This is a genomic window from Microbacterium sp. NPDC057944 (assembly GCF_042887445.1).
GTDB classification, from domain to species: Bacteria; Actinomycetota; Actinomycetes; order Actinomycetales; family Microbacteriaceae; genus Microbacterium; species Microbacterium natoriense.
The window spans coordinates 1,477,330-1,497,243 of record NZ_JBHVPJ010000001.1 but is presented as its reverse complement, the minus strand read 5'-3'; the positions used below and the strand labels follow the sequence as shown (position 1 = coordinate 1,497,243).

The window sequence follows — 19,914 nt, the reverse complement described above, 5'->3', positions numbered from 1 at the left end:
GCGATGTTCCGTTCCTTCTCCAATGTCAACTACCGCATCTGGTTCGGCGGGGCTCTCGTCTCGAACGTCGGCGGATGGATGCAGGCCACCGCCCAGGACTGGGTCGTGCTCACCGAGCTGACGAACAATGACGCCGCGGCGATGGGCGCCACGATGGCGCTGCAGTTCGGGCCGCCCCTGGTGCTGGTGAGCCTCACCGGCTGGGTCGCCGACCGCTTCGACCGCCGACGCATCCTGCTCACCACCCAGACCGCCCTGCTCGCCCTGGCGGTCGCGGTGGGAACGCTGCTACTGCTCGGCGTGATGACGCTGCCGATGATGTTCTGCTTCGCGGCGGGGTTCGGCGTCGTGAACGCGTTCGACGCCCCGGCCAGGCAGACCTTCGTGTCCGACATGGTGTCGGCGAGCGAGACCTCCAACGCCGTCGCGCTCAATTCGGCGTCGTTCAACCTGGCGCGCATGATCGGCCCCGCCGTCGGGGGTCTGCTCATCGTCGCGATCGGCTCCGGGTGGGTGTTCATCGTGAACGCCGCCACGTTCCTCGCCATGATCGTCGCGCTGATGCTCATGCGCAGGAGCCAACTCGCACCGCGCCCCAAGCACCGCAACCGCGGTGGCCTCGCCGCGGGCTTCCGCTACGTGTGGGGGCGCAGCGATCTGCGCGTCGTGTTCGTGACGGTGTTCCTCATCGGCGCCTTCGGCATGAACTTCCCGATCTTCGCGTCCACCATGGCGATCGAGTTCGGCGCGGGCGCCGACGGCTACGGCATCCTGAGCTCGATCCTCGCGATCGGTTCGCTCACCGGTGCGCTGCTGGCCGCACGCCGTGACCGCGCCAGGGTGCGGGTGGTGATCTTCGCCGCCGGCGGGTTCGGCGTGTTCGCTTTCGTCTCCGCGGCGATGCCGACGTATGCGGCGTACGCCGTGACGCTCATGTTCACCGGATTCACGATCGTGACCCTGCTCACCACCGCGAACGGCTACGTGCAGACCACCACCGATCCGGCGCTGCGCGGACGGGTGCTCGCGCTGTACATGGCGGTCATCATGGGGGCGACCCCAATCGGCGCGCCGATCGCCGGATGGGTGGCCGACACGTTCGGGCCGCGCACCGCGATCATGCTCGGCGGTGTGGCCGGACTCGTCGCGTGCGCGATCGGGGTGACCTGGGTGCTCACGAGCGGGCGTCTGCACCGCGACGAGAACCGGCGGTTCCTGATGACGCTCGACGAGACCCGGCCACTGAGCGTGATCGACGAGGTCGACCCGGTGGAGTTCAGCGACGAGGCGGCAGCGACCACGCCGATCCGCACGGCGAAGAAGTCGGGCTGACCCCGCCGAGCGCCGGCCGCGTCAGCGGGGTTCCAGTTCGGGCCAGTCGTCGGGCGCGTAAAGCTCTCCGGGCGGCGGCAGCTCTTCACCGGTCGCGATCGCCCGGAAGGACTCCGGCGCGATCCACCAGGATTCGGAGTGCAGCTCGAGCGTGAAACTGCCGTTCGTGAACGCGTCGAACACGAGCGTCCGCCCGGCCTCGTCGGACGCCTCGATCCGATCCGGCCCGAAGGCCTCATCCTCGGAGTCGGCGATGTCCCAGCCTGCATCGGCGAGCACCCTGCGCACATCGTCGACGTCGACCGGACCGTCGGGCGTGTAGACGTAGCCGATCGTGATCCGATAGCACTCCCCTGCGGTGCCGTGGCAGTCGTCGATCACGGTCGGCTGCGCCTGCCAGACCCCGCCGACAATCGCTTGACGCACCGCCGACAGCCGCTCCTGCTGCTGCTCGTACCGCTCCTGCACGAGTGCGCGCTCCTCGTCGAGCGTGCGCGAGCTCGCGACGGAGCGGCTGTCGCCGGCCGCGTCCTGCTCTTCCGCGGATGCCGCGGCCCCGGAGGCGACCGCCGCCACGACGATCGCCGGGGCGGCGAAGACCACGATCCACGCCACCACGCCCCAGATCCGGTGAGTGGCGGAGACCGGGGTGGCGGCGAGCGCGAACGCCACCATCGCACCCCAGGTCACGACCGTGACGATCACCGCGACGACGAAGATCGCATGTGCGGACGCCTCGGAGATCGGCACCCTCAACGCCGTGCGCAGCACCGATGTCGGCTCCCCCGCCCACGTGAAGTCGGTCGCCACGAGCGTCACCGTCACCGCGCTCCACCAGTGCAGGATCAGCAGTCCGGTGATCGGCGGCGGCGTCGAGTCGACGCCACGATCCTGCAGGATCTTGTGGGGGAGCATCCCGAGAAACCCCACCAGCGGCACGATGACCACGGATCCGACCATCAGCAGGGCGGCCATGAACGTTCCGGGCGCGAACACGCCGTGGAAGCAGAAGAGCACCGGCAACAGCCAGCTCATCGGCCACCACATCCACCACGTGACCGCATGAATGCCGTGTCTCACCCGCGGTTCGAGCCCCCGCCGATCTGCCATCGCACCCCCGGGCACAGGCTACCCCGTGGTGTCACGGAGACACCGGAGGAGGGGCGGGAATCAGCCAGTGATAGCAGCATCACGCCACACGCCTTGGGCGCGCATGCCAGACTTCTGTTGATTCGAATCCTCGACGCTGCGGATTCGCCGAGGCGCCAAGAGCGGAGGGACGAGACTGAACTCGTCGCTGGCGGCTTCGTTCTCGTGACCTCAGGCGAAGAGCTTCGCGTGGCAGCTACCGCATAGCCAGCGTCACCGCGACCGCGTCGGGCCTATCTCCGGTCGTCTGATCTCGCGAGAGTGCGGCGCACTCTCGCGGCCGTGATACCCATCCACAGCGCACGCCCCCACAGCAGGCACAACATTGCCGTGGATGCCCACAACCATGGTCGTGTGAGCAGATTCACCTCTGCCCCGTACGCGCGTCCGATCAACAGTTCGATAGCGCAGCCGACGACGATCACACCGAGAAGTACTGCTCCGAGAATCCACAGTCTTGAAGCGAGGCGCCGAGCCTCCGCAAGGGCCTCCACGCGTTGAGCTGTGAACTCGGCACACCACTGCACGTCCTCCGCCCGTGCTTGTTCGCGCCGCCGGGCGCCACCTAGATCCAATGGCTGCATCATCGGGAGTCCGCCTAATCCAATCGGCACCGGCGGCGCCCAGCTTTCATCAGAAGTCCCTTGCCCCGGAGACCTCGACTGAACGTCGCGTGTCCGCGCGAGCTCGGTGTAAATGCGCTCAATCTCCTCGTCGTACTCCTCGAGAGGGAACGATGCCCCGCCCGCCATCCGCCCGTACCCGGAGACCGCCCAGTCCCAGTGCACGGCCGTGTCATCGCGTGAGACGACGATGTGCCCGGGACCCCACTCGCAACGGTCGACGAAGAAGTAGTTCTCGCTGGCGAACCGGTCGCACCTGTGGCTCACGACTGGCAGCAGCAGGTGAAATGGATCGTCGCCGAAGCCGATACAGAGATCGATGTCGTTCACCATCGCCCGCAGTTCTACACCTCGGCGTTCCTGCGTGTGCTGGATCTCGCATCGCAATCGCATGCGATCAGTCGCGAGTCGACGCCATGTTCTTCCGCCCCATTCGACGGGAACCCACTGCTCGTATCGTGGTGGATGCGGGATTCCGAGCTCCGCGCACGCCGTCATCAAAAGACGTTGCGTCGCCTCAGACTCATCCGCCCGCTGCCCCGCGAGGATACGCAGGCTGGGACTATCCAGTCCCTCCACCAACGCCAGAACCGCAGCATCAACTACATGTCGATCCCAGACCTCTCCGGGCTCCCACACAGCTCGCACGATGCGATCGAAGAAGCGCTCCTCCGGGAGCGGCGCCTCAGGAAGGCGGGCGAGTGCCGCCCTCCCAGCCCCGACCTCAACCACGCCGTCCTCTGACGGACGAGAGGTCCCGGCGAGATCTCGGACAAGTGCGGACCGCAGATCAGATTTCTCGTCTCCCGCCCCCAGGCGAGCCCACAACGAGCCGACGACGACATCCATTGACCCGAACAGTTCTGGCGTCGACAGTTCGAACACTGCCTGAGCGACCAGCCCACCCGAAGCATCGTCGAACTCGACGCTCTCGTCAGAATGGAGGCGCTCGGCCCAGGATTCGAGCTCGTGTGCATCCACGCGTCCAGACAGATGTTCCCGCAGCGCATGACGCACATCAGCGGTACGAAGCACGAATCCGTTCATCTCCGTCACTGCGACATCCCTCCGGCCCACCAGGCGGAGCCCCGAGGGATGGGGACAGCATCGCACCGACCGGTCACCTTTGACACCTCGTTGCCTCACCACATCTCACCGACGTTGCACTCATGAGTACGTGCCGACAAGGTAGGCGACGCCGATCGCGGAGAGCACGCACACGAGGACTCCGAGCACCGTGCCCGAGAGCGCACGGGCGAGCCCCACCCGGGTCTTCATCGCTCGACACACGCCGATCAGCCCCCATACGACCGCGCTGATTGCCGTGAACACGCTCAACAACACGGCCGTGAAGTGCGGAATCTGCCCGGTGATGACCGAAGCCACCCCCATCACGACCGACATGGTCGCAGCGGCGTTGCCCCTCGCCGACTCGTCTGCTCGAGCGCTGTACAACCGCGACCAGAAATCCACTTCGACGGCCACCGCACCGGGGAGAGAAGCGACGTCCGCCGTAGACGGAGCGGTCGCCTCAGCCCAGTCCTGTCCGTCCCACCACCGCAGCGACCCATCGAGATCTTCCGGGTCCGGATACCAGCCAGGCTTCGGCGCAACAGCGATCAGCCCTTCCCGCGACGTTCGCGACCTTCGCATCACTTCTTCCCTTCTTCATCCTCAAGGACCGCAGTGCTCCCAACAGGTGAGCATCCTCGTTCGGTGCCTGCTCGACCTTCCCTGGCATCAGCCGGTTCGTCACCCATCCCGATCAGTCACATGTCTGATTCGTTCCTCGATCGCTGCGAAGGCTTCGTCAGTCACGAGCCGCCCCGAGAAGACGAACACCACCTTGGTCGCCGTGTTCGTGACGAAAACCGCACCATTCTCCCTCTTCAGATCGGACAACCGATCCCACGGGAGAGTCATCGTGCCCAACTGCCCTGTCACTTCGAGCCCTTCCTCCCGAAGGACGAGGCGCTGCTCCGCCCCGAGCGGAAACGCTGACTTCGTATTCTTTCCGATCCCCCGGACGACTGTTGCGACCAACAAACACGCGATTCCCGCGACTGTCAGAAAGACCGCCAGGAGCGGGCCGGGAAGGACCCCCCAAACGATCATCACCACCCCAGCGATACCGACAAGCGCGCACGCCGTTGAGATGAGCAGCAATCGCGAAAAACGGCGGCGCATCAGTCGAGCCATGTTCTTCTGATCGGAAGCGGTTGCGGTGATGACAAAAGTCTTCGCTGAGTCCGCCGTCGAAGCGGTTGGAGTTGGTGAAACGACGTGCTCCTCCTGAGCTGTTCGCGCCGCGAACTCAATGTGCTGGCCGAAGGACGCGAAGTCCTCCTCGCTCACCAGGCGCCCCGGAACAGCCAACTGAATCTTGGAGGGCTCGCAGTTGAAGAACACTCCTCCACCGACGCGTTTGAGGTTCGACAGCCGATGCCAGAGAATCAGGTCGTCACCGGATGGGCTTGACATGTAAAGTCCTTCATCCGCCACCCGGAGACCGATCTCGCTACCGATCGGCAACTGTCGTCGGACCCACCCCATAGATGACACGAAGACGATGGAGACGAGAACGACAATGATCGCGAGAGCGACGATGGCGAACCACTCCGGATCACCCCACGAGTCGTCTATCGAGCTGAGCAGTGCGGCTCCGGCTGTCAGGAGCACCACCATCAGGATTATCCAGAGCATCCCGCGTGATTGGGAGCGATAGCCACGGAGCACGGCCTTCTGATCCTCAGCAGTCACTGTGATCGTTGACCCGCCAACGACACCCCTCTCGTGGCTCTGCCCGTCATTCGGATGGTCCACCCTCTCCCCTTTCCTCCGCAGTCTGGTGCTCACTCATCGTGCCCCCACAACGAGCACGCGTCAGCGAGGTGTCAAGAGTTCACCCATTTGTGTTGGTTGAGCGACCAAGCGCGTGATGCCGCTGACGACGAGCCAGGCGAAGGGCACCGCGACAAGAAGAAGGAGGTCGGCGACGGCATCGAACCACATCGCCGATCGCAGTTGCTCAAGCGTCACGGCCGTGAGCGTGATCCGGTTTGCGACGGCGGTCATGATGGTGCTCGCGACCCACAGGATCCACCAGACGATCTGCCACCGAGGCCGGTCTCGCCCCAGCGCGCGCCAGAGATCAGCGATGTCCTGGTATGGACGCCAGTAGTTGACTACAGGGATGAACCAGTCACCCGCATGCCAGCTGGCTACGCGTCGTGTTCTCCCGGCAGATCGCTTGGCGACCCGGTACTGCCAGAGGACCCAACACACGGCTGTGCTGAGCAAAGCCAGTGACCACACGACAAGGGCACCAAAGGCCAACTGGTCGTATGCATCAAGAAGTTCGATCGACGAGTTGCGTCCGTCAAGGAAGTCTGTGACCACGGCGATGCCGTAGACGTCGACGCAGAAGAACGCGAGCGTAGCGACGGCAGTGACGATCAGAAGAGATTGAGTGGCGACCGCCAGATTGGCGATCGTTCTGGGCGCAACCGGGTGCGGCTGCGACTGCGCCCACTTCGCCCCGTCCCACCACCAAACCGCCGCCGATCCGTCCGGCGCCGGATACCACCCCGCCGCAGGGGGTCCGCTCAGCCTCTTCACACTTTCATCCACGTGAATCACGCGGCCAGGGATCGGCTGCCCGCAATGGTCCGCGCAACCAGCCACGAAACTCGGATCCGGGAAACCCTGGGTCTGGGATCATTTCGACACCGCTCACGACGACGAGTTCTTGAACAGACTCCGAGCCAGCGGCATACGATTCTTCCATCCAGCGAATGACGGTGACACAGGCTTCATGTTCATCTGCGCGATGGTTCGTCATCCATCTAATGACATCTGAAAGCACCAAGTGCGGCAAGATCTCGTCATTGTCGATCTCACTCTCACGAAGAATCGGATTCAATTGCGGAACCAAATCTATTAATTGCATGATCGCGCGCTGCGTGTCGCTCTTCATTGTCGCGCCTGCGACGTTCACAGGCGATCCAACTCGTTCCCGGAGGAGTCCCGTACGAGATAGTCGCCGTGGAAGGGTACCCACACTGCAAGCCCGTTTGGCCACGCAACGATCTCAACATCGGCGACAACACTGACGGGAAGTTCCAAAGTCAACCAATCTCCACCCTCCACAACGAACGATGTGCCGACCGGCTCGAATCCGATCTCAGACGATGAACCTTCCACAACGGATATCTTCAGCGTTGTTCGCTCCTCGTTTATCCTCCTACTGCCACGCATTGATAATCTCCTGTGCTAGAAGAACCCTTATAGGTGCAGTCGCGCCACCTCGACCTGCGTCAGCGGCCGCTTGATAGAAGTCACGCAATTTGATTGCGTCAGATCGGCTCGCTAGTCCTCTGAGGACCTCTGGGCTTCGTGTCCCGAGGAGGCTCGCAGGATTGCCGTTCCCCCAGATCGGTCCGCCGACCTGTTGCAGACTACCACCCGTGAGATTCGGAACTACAGGCAACTTAGGCTCAGGGACTGGAACCTTTTTGATCCCAACTTTGGTCCCGACTTTGACAACTGCGCTTGCGATGGCGGCCGATGCTGCACCACAGATTCCGCCGCTGGCCACAGTGCATACAGCGAGTGCCGCAATTCCGATAACTAGCCCGAAGAACAAGAGGGTGCCCAAGAAATCAGGCTGGCTGTCCGATAGATACGAGAACCTCGACTTGATGTTGGGAGTATCGCTGTGCGTCGCGGAGACATAGTTCCCTGAACGCAAGACAGGTGCCTTCAAACCCTTCTTCGGGTTCACTTTCTGGAACTTCGACCCGCTGAACCGCGCCGTATCTTGGTTCGCACTAGTGCTTGCCTTCGCTCCCGTCGCCTTCGCCAGCGCCTTGCCGACGACCTTGGCCGTGACGGATCTGCCTCCGTCCGACATCGCCATCGCTTTGATGACGTATCCGAGGTCGTCGCTGAAGGCGACGGGGGTGTTCTCGATGTACGCGTACCGATTCAGGGACTGAGGCCGCTGAAGCAGGCCCCGCCATTCATCGGGCTGCACCCACGTGCCTGTGGTGGTGTCGTAGTCGCGGGCGTAGTAGTTGTCGAGTCCGAGGGTGGGGTCGCCGGGTTGCTGGTCGTTGCCGACCAGGCTGGACCATCCTGTGGATTCGTAGTCCGCGGCGCCGAAGTCGGCGTAGTCGACGAGGTCGGTGATGGCGCCGTCCGCTCCCGCGGTCGCGGTCGCGTTGCGCTGATCACCGAGAACCCACTCGTTCCCGTACGGGCCGTCCTGGAACGCGACCGCACCATACGGGTCACGGAACAGGTCGGTCGCCCCGTGCAGGTCACTGGATGTCGCGGCGGGGTCGAATCCGTCCCAGACCGTGCCGGTCGTGTTCGTGCCGAACTCGGTCACATCGGTGACCTGGGTGCGCCGGTCGAGACCGTCATACGCATACGACGTCGACCGCCCATCCGCCTGGGTCGACAACAACCGTCCCGCGGGGTCGTGAGCGAACGAGGTCGACTGGCCGTTCACCGTCTGCGACGACCGGTTCCCGGCCCCGTCGAACGCATACGACGCAGACCCTGCACCGGCACCCGTCGTGGTCGTGCCGGTGAGCTGCCCCGCCGCGTTGAACTGCGCCACCACCTCCGACTCCCCCGCCGGGGTGCCGGAGGTGGTCACACGGGTGCGGTTGCCGGCCGGGTCATACCCGTACTCGTTGACCTCCCCATCCGACGCCGTCGACGACGACAGCCTCCCGACCCGGTCATACGTGTACGCATGCTCGAGAACCTCCGGCACCACGGCAGCAGGCGTCGGAACCACCGGAGCATCCACGGCAGGCACCTCACCCGCCGGAACCTCCGGAGTCACCGGCGTCTCCGGCTCGGCCAGCTCGGGGCCTTCGATGGTGCGGACCGTGTCGGTGACGTTCCCCGCCGGGTCGTACTCGTAGTCGTACTGCAACGACGCACCCGCCGGAACCGGAGACTCCGGCTCCGGGAGCGTGCGACGATTCAGATAGTCCCACGTCTTCACACACGGCTTCTGCCCACCCGCCGCGGGGATATCCCGGTCCTTGTAGTAATCGGATGCCGCGCACTGCTCGGCCGTCATCTGCAACGGCACCACCGGCTCCACCGCCGGCGGGGCCACCGTGGCAGGCTGCGGGGTCTCGTGCCGCACCTGCGTGACCCGACCCGTCACGTCATACGCGACAGACGTCGTCACCTGATTCGGGCGCGTCACCCCGGTCAACCGATTCGCGGCATCCCACGTGTACCCCAGGTCCCCATCCGGGGTCGACTGAGTCACCGGGTTCCCCGCCGCATCGAACGTGTACGCCGTCGTCGCCCCATCCGGATATGTGAGGGAGGAGCGTAGGCCCGCCGCCGTATACGTCGAGGTCAGGGTCTGGCCGTGCGTGTCCGTCTGCTCCACCAGCCGGCCGACCTTGTCGTACACCCACCCGGTGGTGCCGGTCGGGTCGTCCATCACGATGGGCTGCTGCTCCCCGTCGTATTCGAACGACACCTCCCCATCCGCCCGCGACAGGGACTTCACGTCACTGCGCACGTCATACGCGTACGCTGCGACAAGACCCGCAGGATTCGTGACCCGCGCCACCCGCCCCGCCGCGTCATACGCGGTCGTCGTGGTGATACCGGTCGGACCCGTCTCCGACGTCGGACGACCCGCCGCGTCATACGCGAACGACGTCACCGCATCCAGCGGATTCGTGATGCTCTCCAACAGCCCGGTCGGCGTGTACGCGTACGCGGTCTTCACGTTCGTGTCCGCCGACACCGGCTCCCCGGATGCATACCCCTCGATCACCCTCGTGAGCTGACCGGCAGAGTCGTACCCGAAACGCGTGGTCTCCTCCCGCGGATCTGTGACGGACGTCTGCCGCCCCGCCCTGTCGTACGCGAACGACGACACCGCGCCGAGCGCGTCGGTCGCCGACACGACACGCGACGCCCTGTCATACGCATACGTCGTCGTGGCGCCCATCGGGTCGGTCATCGATAGCATCCGCCCCGCCGCGTCATAGGCGTACTCCGTGCGCGCCCCACCCGGAGCGACGATCGCGGTCTCCTGGCCGTTGCGGTCGTACTCGATGCCCGTGACTCGTCCGTCGGCATCGGTGATGGAGACGATGCGCCCGGCGGGGTCGTACTCGAAGGTCGTGACCGCCCCGGTCGCATCCGTCTCGGTCAGCACCTGCCCCGCGGCATCCACCTCGTACAGCGTCGGGTTGCCGTTGCGGTCCACCATCCCGATGAGGAACCCGTCCACGTCGTACAGGTACGTGGTCTCGAAGCCGGCCGGGTCGGTGACCTTCGTGACCCGGTCCATCAGGTCGTACGTGTAGGTCGTCTTCCCACCCGCGGCGTCGGTCTCCGACACGACTCGGCCCGCGCTGTCGTACGCCACCTTCGAGGAGGCGCCGGTCGCATCGGTCGTCGTCGTGGGACGGCCGGCATCGTCCACCGCGAACGTCGTGGAGGCGCCGAGCGGGTCGGTCGAGCCGGTCAGGATGCCGGTCGGATCGTAGGTCCGCTTCCACTCCCCGCCGTTGGGGTCGACGACCCCGACCGTGCGGTACGTATCGTCGAGAAGGAACGTCGTCGTCCCTCCCTCCGGGTCGACCGTCCCGGTGAGGTTGTCCTCCGCGTCGTAGGAGAACGACGACTCCCCACCCTCAGGGTCGGTGACCGTCACCAGACGTGCCATCGAGTCCCACGCATACGACGTCACCGCCCCGGTCGGGTCGGTCGCAGACGTGAGCTGCCCGTTCGCGTCATACGCGTACGCCGTGACCCCGCCCTCGGCATCCGTCGACGCGGTGAGGCGGTCAGCGGCATTCCACGCGAACGAGGTGACACCGCCCGCCGGGTCGGTCACCGACGTGAGCCTGTTGCCCGCGTCGTAGGCGAACGTCGTGACGCGTCCGAGCGGGTCCGTGGACGTGACGAGGTTGCCCCGGGCGTCGTACACGTACGTGGTCGCAGACCCTGAGGGCAGGATGCTGCGGGTCAGGTCACCCGCGGCGTCGTACTCGAACCGCACGGTCGTGCCATCGGCCTGCTGCACCTCGGTCACCAGACCCCGCGCGTCGTACACGGTCGTCTCCGTGCGGTCGCCGTCGAGGTCGGTGACCGTCGCGACATCCCCCTCGGCGGTGTACGTGTACTCCACGATTGCGCCGGTGGGGTCAGTCTCCGTGAGGAGGTTCCCGTCGCCGTCGTACGTGTAGGTCCAGGTGCGGCCGGCCTCATCGGTGTGGGACTTCACTTCGCCCGTGGGCGTGAACATCCACGTCGCCGTCTCACCGGCGGCGTTGGTGATGCCGGTGATGCGGGACTTGTCGTCGAACGCGAAGACCGTATCCTGGCCCTCGTTGTCGGTGTACGTGGTCTGCCCATCGCCGTACTCGAACGTGCGGACGTTGCTCTCCGCATCCAGCTGCTTCGTCACACGACCCGCGTCGTCGTACTCGTTGACGAGGTACGTCACGCCGTTCGGGTCGACGGCGGTCAGCATCCGATGCGCCGCGTCGTACGTGAACGACCGGGTCGTCCCATCCGGGCACGAGAGAGACGTCAGGTCGCCCGCCGCGTTGTACGCCAGCCCCCACGTGCGACCGTCCGGGAGCATGAACCCTGTCACACGTCCGACGCCGTCGCTGCTGACGGAGACGGTCTGCCCCGCGGCATCCGTGATGGAGGCGAGCGGGGTGAACTGATGGACGTTCCGGTCCGCCGGCCCATAGGTCAGCGTCGTCGCATTGCCCTGCCGGTCGACATGGCGGACGAGCTCGCCGATGCCCCAGAGATCCGCCGCGTCGAACACCCACGTCTCACCCGTGTCACTGTCCAGCCGCAGCTGCCCGGCGCCGGCCTCCGTCAACGTCAACCCCAGGCCATCTTCACCCGTGTATCCGCCGTTCCCGTCGGAAGCGAACACGAATGACGCCCCGTCACCGCGCACCACCATGACCGAGTCGTCGTCGAAGCGCTGCGCCCGAGCTCCCAGCCCGAACGTCCACCCCGCCCCGACGCGCGACAGCCGACCGTCCTGCGAGTTGTAGACCAGCGATGCGCCGATGCTGCTCTCGCCAGGACCCGTGAGATCGAAGAGCGGGAAGGACTCGACGAGGTTTCCCGTCGAGAACGACACCGGGTCAGCCCCGTAGGTCTGGTAGTTCTGGTAGCCGAGCTGCCGCCACCGGGCGAGCTCCGCCTGCGACGGCGGCGACGGCCACCCGCCCACCACCGGGTCGGTGCAGTCGAACCCCGCACCCTCCAGATACCCGCCCAGGCTCCGGAACGCCCCGTCGACGATGGACGGGAACCCGTTGTCGATGACCGGGCGGTCGAAGTTGCCGTCCAGGAACAACGTCTCGATGTGCGCATACGCTCCGGGAAGACCCGCGTACTGGGAGAACGGGAAGTTCGCGTTCGACGGCTCCGCATTCGCCGGCCGGCCCGTGTACGTCGGCATGTGCGTCAGGAACGAATCCCGCAGCGCATTGTCCGCAGCCCCGCCCCGGGAGAAGCCCATCGTGCCGCCCTCCGACACCGTCCCCCACGCGTGCCCCTGGTTCGTCGCGAAACCGAACCCCACCGTCGCGACCGGGTTCGCCGCCGCGGCGACCCCCGCCCGAGTCGCGCGGGACACGAACGGAACCCCTGCCGGGCGGGTGACGACGACCTGCGCGTTGCACTGCAGGGCCAGGTACGCACTCAGCCCCTGCACGAGATTCCAGTTGTACGGGAACTCCGTCGCCGGCGACGGAGTCGTGACGATGCCCTCGTCGTTGTCCGGATCGAGAACCACGACCGGGCCAGGGGGAACGGGGAACGGGGTGCCGATGACCACGAACTGCGACAGGTGATCCGACTCGCCCTTGACCGTCTTCGTCTTCGCGTCGAAGTACGACGGCAGCTCCGTCCACTCCTCGTCCGGCGTCGACCGCGTGTAGATCCGCAGCGTCGATGTCGCCACACCGGCGTCCTTCACCCGGTCCATGTCGACATCGAACGAGAGGCTGATGCCCGGGATGACGTCCTTGACCACCGGGCCGTGCTCGGGGTCGTCGTCGGGAACGTCGATGAGCTCCGCGGGGAACGACGTGACCTTGTCGCCGTCGTCGTTGCGGGCGATGATCTCCACCGGGTCGCTCACCACGACCCCGGAGGTGTCCACCACGGCCGACCGGCGCGCCTGCGCCTCCGTGAGACTCAGCGTCACCGGCGCCGTCACCTCATGCCCGGAGAACACCGCCTCGACGCCCAGCGCATCGGACGACACCGTCGCCTGCTCACCGGGGCTCAGGTCGGCATCCGTCGCGGCTGCGGTCTTCGCGCCCGTCGCCGGCACCGACGACAACCCGCCCGGAACAGCGGGCGTCGACTCCGGCTCGGGCGTGGCCGTCGCCTCCGGCTCCCCCTCCGTGTTCAGTCCCGCAGCGGCGTAGACACGCTGCAGCACCTCATCACGCGCAGCCTCCATCGACTCGGCCGCGGTCATCGGAGCCGGGGCCACCGCGCCGACACCGAGCACGAGCACCGCCGCCGTCGAGGCGGCCAGCGAACGGAACCACATCAGAGAACAGCCTCGGTCGAGTCGGCATCCGCCACCTCAGCGGCGGCCCGGCGCCGACGCCACCACCACAGCCCTCCGCCACCACCGAGGAGGACCACCGCGAGGATGATCAGCCCCCAGGCGATCTGCCCGCCCGTGATGGCAAGGTCATCGATGCGCACCACGCACGCCGCGAGCTCCGCCGCATCCGAGACGCCGTTGCCGTCGAAGTCCTCGCTGCCGTCCGCGCACGTCCGCGTCCCGCAGATCACGAACTCGACCCAGTCGCCGATGCGGTCGCCGTCGGCATCCTCCTTCGAGTTCGAACACGTGTCGGTCCCGCACACCAGACGCTCCGCGAAGTCGGAGATGCCGTCCTTGTCACGATCGGCCGTCACCTTCGCGCACGTCGTCGAATCGCACGACAGCACCTCGGTCCAGTCGGGGATGCCGTCGGCATCCCGATCCTCGGTGCCCACCGCACACGTCGCCGTGCCGCACACCTCCCGCTCGACGACGTCGGGGATCGTGTCGCCATCGACATCCTTCTCCGACGCCGCCAGCGGCACCAGCACGCCCGCCGGAGCCGCCAGAGCCTGCACTCCGACCTCCGGACCGGCCGGCAGCACTCCGGCCGACGCCACCTGCGGCACCAGCATCATCGACAGCACAGCCACGACACCGAGCACCATGCGAGCCACCGCTCGCCTCACACCACGACCAGCCACAGCGATCCCCCCGGACGCTCACAGGCGCCTCACAGGCGCCGACACTGCCACCCAGAATGGCGGCATGCACAGGCCTACGGCAACCCCGAAGACGGAAGAATCCCCCGTTCAGGGGAACTTCTCGCAATCGCGTAATGAAACCGCCGTCACCGGGTCTTGTTAACCTCGAAACCGCATCCGGTCACGTACGAGCGCGGCGAAGAACAGCCCCGGCGGGCTACGCCCCGAGCTCCGGCCACTCGTCGAACCGGTAGACGCGAGCGGGATCGAGCGGCTCCCGGTCTCCGATGGCCTCGCCGATGTCGTAGTCGTAGCCCCACCAGTGCGGGCTCGTGACCTCGACATAGATGTCGTCTCGCACGACCTCGATGCGCAGCGTGTAGCCCTGCGCGTCGGTCGCCTCGAGACGGCTTGTCGCCTCGACATCCCAGCCCTGAGCACGCAGCGGCTCGACGATCGACTCCAGGTCCGACGCCCCCGACGTCGAGGGGACCGCGAACTCCGCGGCGAACGCGTAGCACTCGGCATCCGCGACACGGCACGCCCTCGGGGTTCCGGTGAAGCCGCTCTCGCTCACGGTCCACCCGTCCGGCGCGATCAGCTCGCGCACCGCCGATGCCCGCTCCTGCGTCTCGGTGTAGTTCTCCCGTGCGCGGTCGGCCTGCTCCGGCAGGGGCGTCGCCGCGACCTCCGCGACCGTGAGCCCCGCGGAGTCCCGCTGCTGTGGGGTCAGCGAGACGCCGAGCACGATCACCCCGATGAGCAGGGCAGGGACGACGACGGCGGATGCCCACGCCACGATGCTCCACGTGCGGGTCTGCTGCGACGGGTGCCGCTTCAGCACGCACGCGAGCACGAGGACCACCACCCAGGCGGCCACCGCAGTCAGAACCGCTCCGCCGAAGACTGCCCCCTCGTAGTCACGCGCCAGCGGGGCCGTGACGAACATCCGGAGCGTCGAGGGCAGTGCGCCGTTGTCTCCGGATCCCTCCATCGTGAGGGTGAACGTCACCCACCCCCACCAGTTGAGGAAGAGCAGCGGAACGATGACACCGGGCGCCGTGCGGTGACCGCGCCTGCGGAGGATGAAGCGGGGCAGGGAGCCGAGGAGCCCGAATGCCGGGACGATCACGGGCGAGCCGACGAGGAGCATCAGCGACTCCCAGCCGCCGACGCTGCCGATGAATCCGTGGAGCACGAGGAACACCGGCAGGATCCAGTTCATCCACGGCCAGACCGCCCAGACGAAGCCGAGGATCCCGGTCGGTCCGCCGCGGCCCGGAGGCAACGCGGAGAAGGCGTCGATGCCGATACGCATGTCCGTTCGCTGCTCGATGCGGACCACCCCCTGGATGGTCAGCCTAGCCCGAAGCCGCGGCTCCGCACGCGAACCGCTCCCCGGTACGCGGCGGGGAGCGGTTCGATGCGATGGACTACTCGCCGAGCACGAGACGGAGCTGCTCGACCGCCCAGTCGAGCTCCGTCGCACGGATCACCAGAGGCGGTGCGATGCGGATCGTCTGGCCGTGCGTGTCCTTCACGAGCACGCCGCGGTGCATCAGCTTCTCGGAGATCTCACGCCCCGTTCCGCGAGCGGGGTCGATGTCGACGCCGGCCCACAGGCCCGCGATGCGCACCGCGGTGACGCCGTGCCCGATCAGCGGCTCGAGTGCCTGCGCGAGGTGGGCGCCGAGAGCGCGGGCGCGCTCCTGGAACTCGCCCGACTCGAGCATCTCGACGACGCGGAACCCGACGGCCGCCGCGAGCGGGTTGCCGCCGAACGTCGAGCCGTGCTCGCCCGGCTGGATGACGCCCAGCACGTCGGCGTTCCCGACAACGGCCGAGACCGGAAGGATGCCGCCGCCGAGCGCCTTGCCGAGCAGGTACAGGTCGGGCACGACCTCCTCGCGGTCGCACGCGAACGTCTCGCCCACGCGGCCGAGACCGGCCTGGATCTCGTCGGCGATGAACAGCACGTTGTTCTCATCGCAGATCTCGCGGATGCGTCGGAGGTAGCCCTCCGGCGGGATGACGACTCCCGCCTCACCCTGGATCGGCTCGATCAGCACGGCGGCGGTGTCCGGCGTGATCGCGGCGGCCACGGCATCCGCATCTCCGTACGGGACGACGTCGAAGCCGGGCGTGTACGGGCCGAAGCCCTCTCGCGCCGACTCGTCGTCGCTGAAGCTCACGATCGTGGTGGTGCGGCCGTGGAAGTTGCCCGCCGCGACGATGATCCGGGCCCGCCCGTCGGCGATGCCCTTGACCCGGTAGCCCCAGGCGCGAGCGACCTTGATGCCGGTCTCCACCGCCTCGGCCCCGGTGTTCATCGGCAGGACCATGTCCTTGCCCGCGAGCTTCGCGAGCGCCGCGGCGAACGGCTCGAGCCGATCGCTCATGAACGCGCGGCTCGTGAGCGTGACCCTGCCGAGCTGCTCGGTGAGCGCGGCGACGAGGGCCGGATGCCGGTGCCCGAAGTTCACCGCGGAGTAGGCCGCCAGCAGATCGAGGTAGCGCTTGCCCTCGACGTCCGTCACCCAGGCGCCCTCACCGCGGGCGATGTTGACGGGCAGCGGGTGGTAGTTGTGCGCGACGTGCGGCTCGGCCGCGGCGTCGACGCCCGCGGAGGTCACTCGGCACCGCGCAGTTCGAGGGTGCAGCACTTGATGCCGCCGCCGCCGAGCAGCAGCTCGGACAGGTCGATGAGGATCGGGTTGTAGCCGCGCTCGCGCAGCTGCTTCTCGAAGCCCTTCGCCCGCGGCGAGATGACGACGTTGTAGCCGTCGCTGGCCGAGTTCAGCCCGAAGACGGCACCGTCCTCGTCGGAGACCAGGATGGCGTCGGGGAAGCGCTCGGCGAGCACCTTCTGCGAGGCCTCGTCGAAGGCGTGCGGCAGGTACGCGATGCCCGCGGTCCGTCCTTCTTCGACCACGGGGTCGAGCACGGTGAGCGCGGTGTCGAGGTGGTAGAAGCGCGGGTCGACGAGGGTCAGCGTCACGACCTCGCGGCCGAAGACCTCGCTCACCTCGCGGTGGCTGTCGCCGGCGGAGCGGAAGCCGGTGCCGGCGAGGATCACATCGCCCGCGAGCAGGAAGTCGCCCTCGCCCTCGTTGATCTCCTTCGGCATCACGGTGTCGAAGCCGTTCGCGCGGAACCAGTCGGCGAACGCGGGGGACTCGCCCTGACGCTGCTCGTAGTAGAACGAGGGCACGTAGGCACGGCCGTCGATGAGGAAGCCGCCGTTGGCCGTGTAGACCATGTCGGGGTAGCCGGCGAGCGGCTCGATGAGCTCCACCTCGTGGCCGAGCTCGATGTAGAGGTCGTACAGCTTCTGCCACTGCGCGACGGCCTTGGCCGTGTCGGTCGGGTTGGCCGGCTCCATCCACGGGTTGATCGAGTAGTTCACCGTGAAGTGCTCCGGCTTGCACATCAGGTAGCGGCGGTGATGCGCGGTGCGAGTGGACGTGACGGCGGTCTCAGGCGTCGACATGGTGCTCCTTGGGGACACAGGTGCGGCGGACGCTGTCCAGGGGCCCGGCGGTCCTTCGACCCACGCCGCTCTGTCAGAGTCGGCGCCCGGGGAAGATGCGACTCGGGCACGCCAGCATCCATTCTGTCACCGCTGGCTGGGCGTCGCCAGGGATGCAGCGGCCGCCCGCGGCTCAGGAGCCGCGGACCACGAGCTTGCCCACGACGTGCCCGGCTTCGAGCCGCTCCAGCGCCGCGCCGGCATCCGCGAAGTCATACTCCTGCGCGATCACGGGCGCGAAGCGTCCGGCGGCCAGCAGTTCGAGCATCTTCGTGAGCACCTCCGGCCGGTTGCTCGCGGCGAGCGAGCGGATGCGCGGCCCCGAACCGATCGACAGCAGCGCCGCCCTGATCATGCGCGGGATCGGCCCCATCACGTGACCTCCGTCTCCGGTGACGAGCACGATCACGCCGTCGCGCGCGACGAGCCGCTGCAGGTCGCGCAGGTCGATGCCTCCGGCGATGTCGACGACCGCGTCGAAGTGGCCGCCGGGGATCGCCGAGAGCGGCTCGCGACGGTGATCGAGAGTCCGCACCGCTCCGAGGCCCTGCACGAACGACGCGTTGCGCTCGGAGCAGCTGGCCCACACCTCGGCGCCGCGCAGGGCGGCGAACTGCACGGCGAAGGTGCCGACCCCGCCCGAGGCGCCGATGATCAGCACCCGCGCAGGGCGTTCACCGAGGCCCACCCCGGCGAGGTCGAGCGCCTGCCATGCGGTGCCACCGGCGACCGGGAGCGTGACCGCGATGCGCTCGTCGATCCCCGGCGGCAGCGGCTGCACCCTGGTGGCCGGAACGCTCACGTACTCCCCCAGCCCTCCGCCGCCCTGCATCTCGCCCAGGACGACATCGCCGACCTCGACCCCGATGACACCGGGGCCCGCCGCGACGACCTCGCCCACGGTATCCATCCCGCGGATCGGATACTTCGGACGGGTGAGCCCGAACACCGGACGCACCAGGAGCGGATCTCCGAGCAGGAGCCGCACGTCGCCCGCGTTGAGGGACGTCGCACGCACGCGCAGCAGCACCTCGCCGGCACCGGGCTCGGGGATCGGCACCTGCTCCAGCGCCACCCCCGCGGCCGGCCCGTACGTCTCACGACGCCAGGCCCTCATCGATTCAGTCATTGCGCACCTCCGGGTACTGGAAGAGTTCGTCGAGCCCGACGCCGAACGCGCGTGCGATCTGGAACGCCAGCTCGAGAGTCGGGGAGTACTTCTGCTGCTCGATCGCGATGAGGGTCTGCCGCGTCACGCCGACCGTGCGAGCGAGCTCGGCCTGCGTGAACCCCGCAGCCTCGCGATGAGAGCGGATGCTGTTGGACACCAGCGTCGGCTTGACCATCAGACGAGCCCCCTGCGGTAGGCGACCACCCTGGCGATGCCGCCGACGAACGCCGCGATCGCGAAGCCCGCGAACATCGTGTTGGCGATCCAGAACACGTCGGCTCCGACCGCGCAGAGGGCGATCACGCCGAGCCCGGCGATCGTGACGAAGCCCTGTTCGACCCGCCCGCCCAGCTGGCTGATGTCGCGGTCGCGGATGTCCGACGCCATCGCCGACTCGCGATCGCCGCGGCTGCCGATGATGCCCCACGCGATCGTGAGCACGATGCTGAGCACGATGCCGCCGCCGATGGTCCACAGCATCAGCGGGAGCCAGTCGACCTGCTCCAGAGGTCCGCCCGCGGCATCCCGCAGCACGAGCACGACATAGGCGACCATCGTGACGACCGAGGTGATGAGCCCCGACCAGGCGAAGCGCTCGTGATAGACCATGTCAGCCTCCATGTAAAAGATTCTTGACATGAGCGTACGCCGCCCTCTCACCCATGTCAAGAATTCTTTACACTCCCACCGTCGCCTCTCCGCTCCCGTGGGGGGGGGGAGCCGGGGGCAGGACCCCCAGCCGCGGGGGGTGTGGGAGGGGGGGCCCCCCCCCCCAACCGCGGGGGCGGGGGAGAAAAACAGACGAGGGG

At 67.2% G+C, this 19,914-nt stretch carries 16 protein-coding genes; 1 reads left to right on the top strand and 15 read right to left on the bottom strand.

The annotated features are described in order from the left end of the window. Positions 1 to 3 precede the first annotated feature (3 nt). Complete coding sequence (locus tag ACFVRO_RS06745) at positions 4 to 1,332, top strand: MFS transporter (protein ID WP_386951611.1); 1,329 nt, start codon at positions 4 to 6, stop codon at positions 1,330 to 1,332. A gap of 21 nt (positions 1,333 to 1,353) precedes the next feature. On the opposite strand, the gene ACFVRO_RS06740 is transcribed toward ACFVRO_RS06745, so the two are convergent. The 15 genes from ACFVRO_RS06740 to ACFVRO_RS06670 all read right to left on the bottom strand — a co-directional run bounded on the left by ACFVRO_RS06740 (position 1,354) and on the right by ACFVRO_RS06670 (position 19,726). Continuing rightward, a complete protein-coding gene (locus ACFVRO_RS06740; RefSeq protein ID WP_386950636.1) occupies positions 1,354 to 2,307 on the bottom strand; it encodes a hypothetical protein in 954 nt (317 codons plus the stop codon). 407 nt (positions 2,308 to 2,714) lie between these two features. Beyond that, positions 2,715 to 4,160: a hypothetical protein gene (locus ACFVRO_RS06735; protein WP_386950634.1), complete on the bottom strand. Its 1,446-nt coding sequence runs from the start codon at positions 4,158 to 4,160 to the stop codon at positions 2,715 to 2,717. Positions 4,161 to 4,271: 111 nt separating this feature from the next. Continuing rightward, positions 4,272 to 4,757 carry a DUF2510 domain-containing protein gene (locus ACFVRO_RS06730; protein ID WP_386950633.1) on the bottom strand — a complete coding sequence of 162 codons (486 nt, stop codon included), beginning with the start codon at positions 4,755 to 4,757 and terminating at the stop codon, positions 4,272 to 4,274. Between the two features lie 99 nt (positions 4,758 to 4,856). After that, positions 4,857 to 5,960, bottom strand: a complete 1,104-nt coding sequence (locus ACFVRO_RS06725; protein WP_386950631.1) for a hypothetical protein — start codon at positions 5,958 to 5,960, stop codon at positions 4,857 to 4,859. A 27-nt stretch (positions 5,961 to 5,987) separates the two neighbouring features. Beyond that, positions 5,988 to 6,722, bottom strand: coding sequence for a DUF4328 domain-containing protein (locus tag ACFVRO_RS06720; protein WP_386950628.1), 735 nt, complete (start codon positions 6,720 to 6,722; stop codon positions 5,988 to 5,990). Positions 6,723 to 6,726: 4 nt separating this feature from the next. Continuing rightward, entirely contained in the window at positions 6,727 to 7,101 is a 375-nt protein-coding gene (locus tag ACFVRO_RS06715; RefSeq protein WP_386950625.1) for a hypothetical protein, read from the bottom strand. Next, the gene (locus tag ACFVRO_RS06710; protein ID WP_386950623.1) at positions 7,098 to 7,361 is read right to left on the bottom strand and encodes a hypothetical protein; all 264 of its coding nucleotides are present in this window, start codon (positions 7,359 to 7,361) and stop codon (positions 7,098 to 7,100) included. Before ACFVRO_RS06710 ends, ACFVRO_RS06715 begins: the two co-directional genes overlap by 4 nt. Then, positions 7,348 to 13,698, bottom strand: coding sequence for a DUF6531 domain-containing protein (locus tag ACFVRO_RS06705; protein ID WP_386950620.1), 6,351 nt, complete (start codon positions 13,696 to 13,698; stop codon positions 7,348 to 7,350). The genes ACFVRO_RS06710 and ACFVRO_RS06705 overlap by 14 nt, the downstream gene beginning before the upstream one ends. After that, a complete protein-coding gene (locus ACFVRO_RS06700; RefSeq protein WP_386950617.1) occupies positions 13,698 to 14,378 on the bottom strand; it encodes an LPXTG cell wall anchor domain-containing protein in 681 nt (226 codons plus the stop codon). The genes ACFVRO_RS06705 and ACFVRO_RS06700 overlap by 1 nt, the downstream gene beginning before the upstream one ends. A gap of 244 nt (positions 14,379 to 14,622) precedes the next feature. Further along, positions 14,623 to 15,723: a hypothetical protein gene (locus tag ACFVRO_RS06695; RefSeq protein WP_386950615.1), complete on the bottom strand. Its 1,101-nt coding sequence runs from the start codon at positions 15,721 to 15,723 to the stop codon at positions 14,623 to 14,625. A 115-nt stretch (positions 15,724 to 15,838) separates the two neighbouring features. Beyond that, complete coding sequence (gene rocD, locus ACFVRO_RS06690) at positions 15,839 to 17,038, bottom strand: ornithine--oxo-acid transaminase (protein WP_386950612.1); 1,200 nt, start codon at positions 17,036 to 17,038, stop codon at positions 15,839 to 15,841. Then, positions 17,035 to 17,895 (bottom strand): dimethylargininase, encoded by an 861-nt coding sequence (ddaH, locus tag ACFVRO_RS06685; protein WP_386950610.1) that lies wholly within the window; start codon positions 17,893 to 17,895, stop codon positions 17,035 to 17,037. Before ddaH ends, rocD begins: the two co-directional genes overlap by 4 nt. A 172-nt stretch (positions 17,896 to 18,067) precedes the next feature. Beyond that, positions 18,068 to 19,063, bottom strand: a complete 996-nt coding sequence (locus ACFVRO_RS06680) for an NAD(P)-dependent alcohol dehydrogenase (protein ID WP_386950608.1) — start codon at positions 19,061 to 19,063, stop codon at positions 18,068 to 18,070. Beyond that, positions 19,056 to 19,280, bottom strand: a complete 225-nt coding sequence (locus ACFVRO_RS06675) for a helix-turn-helix transcriptional regulator (protein ID WP_105675110.1) — start codon at positions 19,278 to 19,280, stop codon at positions 19,056 to 19,058. The genes ACFVRO_RS06680 and ACFVRO_RS06675 overlap by 8 nt, the downstream gene beginning before the upstream one ends. Continuing rightward, positions 19,280 to 19,726, bottom strand: a complete 447-nt coding sequence (locus ACFVRO_RS06670; protein WP_223585812.1) for a hypothetical protein — start codon at positions 19,724 to 19,726, stop codon at positions 19,280 to 19,282. Before ACFVRO_RS06670 ends, ACFVRO_RS06675 begins: the two co-directional genes overlap by 1 nt. Positions 19,727 to 19,914 lie beyond the last annotated feature (188 nt).